A 4033-nucleotide genomic window follows, 5' to 3' on the forward strand; every position below is an offset into this window, starting at 1 on the left:
AGCGCAGCAACTTTACAACATGGCGTTACGTGGCGATATCAACGCAATAAAAGTTTGCCTTGATCGCATGGACGGCCGGGTGCGGGAAGAGTTGCAAGTTACCGAGATTGTAACCGATGAGGTGATCATTAAATGACCTCAGCCCGTGTACACAAAATATTTACACCGTGTCCCGTTTCGTAATCGATTCCGGGACATTCCTCCCGGCCCAAAAGAAATTTTGGAACCTCCCAACGTATATCCGTTGTTTAGTTGGAGGCTACGGATCGGGTAAAACGTATATAGGGGCTATCAGGTTGATCTACCTTTCCTATGTCAATTCTGGAATCCCTGTAATGTATGTATCCCCGTCCTACAAGATGGCGCGGAGAACGATTATCCCCACGCTTAAGGATATTTTGGGTAGGGCAGGTTTGACATTCACACACAACAAATCGGAAAATGAAATTAGAATTATGAATTGGAATGGCGTGATATGGATTGGATCAGGGGACGATCCGCACTCACTTTTAGGTCAATCTCTGGCTGCGGTGGGTATAGATGAGCCATTTATCCAGAGTAAGGATGTATTTGACGTGGCACTTTCGCGTGTAAGGCATCCAGATGCGAAGCAAAGGGAAATTTTCCTAACAGGTACACCTGAATCCCTGAATTGGGGATACGATCTCATCGCGAATCAGGAACAGTCTTACGATGTGGGAGTAGCGTTTGCCTCCACGTTAGAAAACAATTATCTCCCAGAGCAATATAAGGAATCGCTTGTTTCTGGTTATACGGAGGAGATGGTTGACGCTTATATCCACGGGAAGTTCGTCAATCTTCAGGAGGGGCGCGTTTACAAAGAATTTAGTCGGGATGTCCACATATACGAGCGGGAAGATATTGAGGAACTCAAAAAGTATCATCAAGTCCACATCGGGATGGATTTCAACGTAAATCCCATGACGGCGGTGGCATTTTGCAAAATAGGCGATACCTGCCACGTTTTTGATGAATTTTTCATGGCGAACTCCACCACATTCGATATGGCGGAGGTTATTAAGGAGAAATATCCAAATGCGATTATTTATCCCGATGCAACGGGTGCGGCGAGAAAAACATCGAGTCAGAAGTCAGATCACCAAATTTTAAAGGAAAAGGGGCTTAGAGTCTATGCAAAACGCAAAAATCCCCCGGTACGAGATAGAGTAAACGCTGTGAACCAGCTTTTAAGGGTAAATGATAAAGTTTCAAAATTTTCTATGGAGAATTGTCCAAAATTGATAAACGATCTGGAACGGGTCGTTTGGCGGAAAGGTGATATTGACAAAACACAATTAAAGCTGTCGCACATAAGCGATGCCTTTGGATATGGTGTGCATTACCTGTTTCCCGTCATCAAGCGAGAGGCATATTCCGTGACGTGGTAGCCTTCTTATTGGGTGTAAGCCTTGCGGTGAATGTCGTTTTTATAGTCGCCCTGTTGGTGGCTTTAAGATCAATCAAAAGCCTAAAAACTGATGCGACTCAATGGAATCTGGACACTTTCGTAGATGGAGATCGGATTTATAAAGCATGATTATTCAGGACTTGTCAAGCGAGGCTGTCACAAGAAGTCTTAAGAAATTTTTAGATGACGTATTACACAAAAGAACAGAAGAAAGGTATCGGGCTCTGAACTACTACGAGGGGTTTATTTCGGAACTGGAGACGGATATATCATCCTATTTCGCCTCTGAATCGCTCCAACAGACCCCGGTTGTTGCCCAGAATATTACGGGGAAATTGGTCAACAGCAGGGCTATTGCTTATAAACAGCCTCCTCAAAGATCGAATGAGGCTTATCACGAGCGTGTTCAAGGGTTAGACTCGGCTATGGTTCAGTTTGAAAGACTAACCTACCTATTGGGGACAATGGCACTTCTATCCACTTGGGATGAAGAGGAAGAAATGGTCAGATATAACATCCTCACCGAGTTTTATCCCCTTTTTCTCCCTCATGAATCAGAGCCCGTAGCTATTATTTACCCCCTCTTCTCTCAGGAGAAGCAAAAAGTCTCCGAAATGGTCTATGTGTACTGGAGCCCCGACGAACATTACAAAATTACCCAGAAAGGGCAGATTATAGCCATTGATGGTAACGAACAGATGATTAATCCCTACGGGATTGTCCCAATTACCTACGCTCACAGGCATCCAATGACGACTGATTGGTGGAGAGAGGGTGCTTCGGACATTATTAACATGAATCGTACCGTAAATATCATGTTGACCGAAATGTCGCTGTCTATGAGGCTCCAAATGCTCGGACAGCCCGTTGTAATGGGGATTGACGACGCTTCGAGGATGAAATTGGGTGTAGACAAGCCTTTAATCCTTCCAGAGGGGTCAAACTTCAATTTTGCGGCCCCCGGTGGCGATTTACAGAAATATGTCGAAGGAATCCGCTTTTTGGTCGATTCCGTGGCTTATAACAACAATTTAAAGACAAAATGGGCTCTTGGTAGAGACGGCGTGACGGGAGAAGCCCTGAAAATGCTCGAAATCGACCTTACAGAAGGCGTTGAGGGCGATGTGGAGATGATTTGGCGACCTGTCGAGCAAAAACGCTTTGAAATCGACAAAGCGATCTTGGAAGCACATGGATCACGGCTTTCTGATGAATTTTCAGTGGATTTCAGTGAACCGCGGTTCCCGGCATCAGCAAGAGAGGAAAGGGAGCAGTGGGAGTGGGAATGGAGCAACGGACTATCATCCAAAGCCGATTGGTTCCGGCATAACAACCCTGACATGAACGAAGAACAGATTGCGGAGATGGTGAGTGCTATTCCAGAAGAAGAGCCACAGGAGAAGCCACAGGAGGAGTCCCCGTTCAATTTCAGGGGTCTGGCAACGTAATGGCACTTGTCCTACAACACCTCAATCGCGTTGATAGTATCCAAAAGACCATTGACGATAGTGCTGAGAAGATATTGGAACAAATAGATTTAAATAAATTGTTAGAAAATACAAAACCTTATTTAGAGAGCGTTGCAGCGACTTTTCTATCCCAACACAGAGATACGATAAAGGACGGATTAGAGGCTGGTAAGGACTTCGCTAATAAGATCGTGCAAAAGATATGAACATCAACTTCCAAGTTCAGGCTGATTTCGACCTTGCCAAGATTCCGCTCCGTGGATGGGACAGGCAATTAAAGGAATCGGCTAACATCGTCACAAAAGACCACTTTGAACGCCTTGAGCGTGGAAAAGGTGTTTCCGGGGATCGACTCATAGCATTGAGGGAGTCAACAATTCTCAGAAAACGAAGACAGAAACGCCCCCCGTTAAGATCACCAGAAACCCCCCTTGTAGCCGAAGGGATCATGCAAAATCTGGAACGTGCCAAAAAGGTCACCAAAACGAAGCGTATGGAGAAGATAACGGTTCGTGTCACTTCAAAAGGGGGTAGTGAGAAGCCAAAACGATCCCGACAAAAGATTGGGCAACACCATCAGGAAGGTAAAGGTCAGGTCAAGAGAGTATGGTTCGGGATTAGTAACCAAGCATTTGAAGATATTGCAATGATCTTTGTAGAAGAGGTTTCAGCGAGGATTCAGAAAGCGTGTCTGGCGGGTACGAACCCGTTGAGTCATATAGCCGGGTACTCTACAAGTGCCTGAGATAGAAGAACTTGAAGAAGAACTTGACATCATGGAAGCAAGCCTGCTGGTCATGCTCGCAGCCGCCGTCTCTAAGACGGTTCTTGAGCTTCAGGCACAAATCGAAACGATGAGACTTGCTGGAATGATAGATGCAGAGATTTTGAATGTCCTCGCTTCCGATCTGGGAGCAGGAGGAAGAATATTTGGCGCATTTAAGAACAGTATTAAGTCCTCTGTCATTAATGCCCCTGAAAGGGCGGCAGCATTGGCAATGGGAGCTGTTTGGGCGGCTAATGAGATTTCATCTTTCCAATGGATCACCGCTGGCGGTCGGGTCTGTCCTGACTGTGAGCCGAGACATGGAGAGGTGATGACGATGATAGAATGGCGAACCGTAGGCGTACCCAA

Annotated in this window: 5 protein-coding genes; all 5 read left to right on the forward strand. The window is 45.8% G+C overall.

What is annotated here, in order from left to right; translation table 11 throughout:
• Positions 1-167 precede the first annotated feature (167 nt).
• A complete protein-coding gene (locus QGG23_08325) occupies positions 168-1409 on the forward strand; it encodes a phage terminase large subunit (GenBank protein MDP6049420.1) in 1242 nt (413 codons plus the stop codon).
• Between the two features lie 145 nt (positions 1410-1554).
• On the forward strand, positions 1555-2877 hold the full coding sequence (locus tag QGG23_08330; GenBank protein MDP6049421.1) for a hypothetical protein: 1323 nt from the start codon (positions 1555-1557) through the stop codon (positions 2875-2877).
• Positions 2877-3104 (forward strand): hypothetical protein, encoded by a 228-nt coding sequence (locus QGG23_08335; GenBank protein MDP6049422.1) that lies wholly within the window; start codon positions 2877-2879, stop codon positions 3102-3104. Before QGG23_08330 ends, QGG23_08335 begins: the two co-directional genes overlap by 1 nt.
• Entirely contained in the window at positions 3101-3643 is a 543-nt protein-coding gene (locus tag QGG23_08340; GenBank protein MDP6049423.1) for a hypothetical protein, read from the forward strand. Before QGG23_08335 ends, QGG23_08340 begins: the two co-directional genes overlap by 4 nt.
• On the forward strand, positions 3636-4033 hold a 398-nt coding region (locus tag QGG23_08345), incomplete at its 3' end, for a hypothetical protein (protein ID MDP6049424.1). The genes QGG23_08340 and QGG23_08345, both read left to right, overlap by 8 nt.

The sequence above is a fragment of the Candidatus Bathyarchaeota archaeon genome (assembly GCA_030739585.1).
In the GTDB taxonomy this organism is placed as follows: Archaea; Thermoproteota; Bathyarchaeia; order TCS64; family TCS64.

What these genes read in the sequence shown, in the direction of transcription:
- QGG23_08335 (MDP6049422.1), top strand. Translation starts at nt 2,877, where the DNA reads ATGGCACTTGTCCTACAACACCTCAATCGCGTTGATAGTATCCAAAAG.
- QGG23_08330 (MDP6049421.1), top strand. Translation starts at nt 1,555, where the DNA reads ATGATTATTCAGGACTTGTCAAGCGAGGCTGTCACAAGAAGTCTTAAG.
- QGG23_08340 (MDP6049423.1), top strand. Translation starts at nt 3,101, where the DNA reads ATGAACATCAACTTCCAAGTTCAGGCTGATTTCGACCTTGCCAAGATT.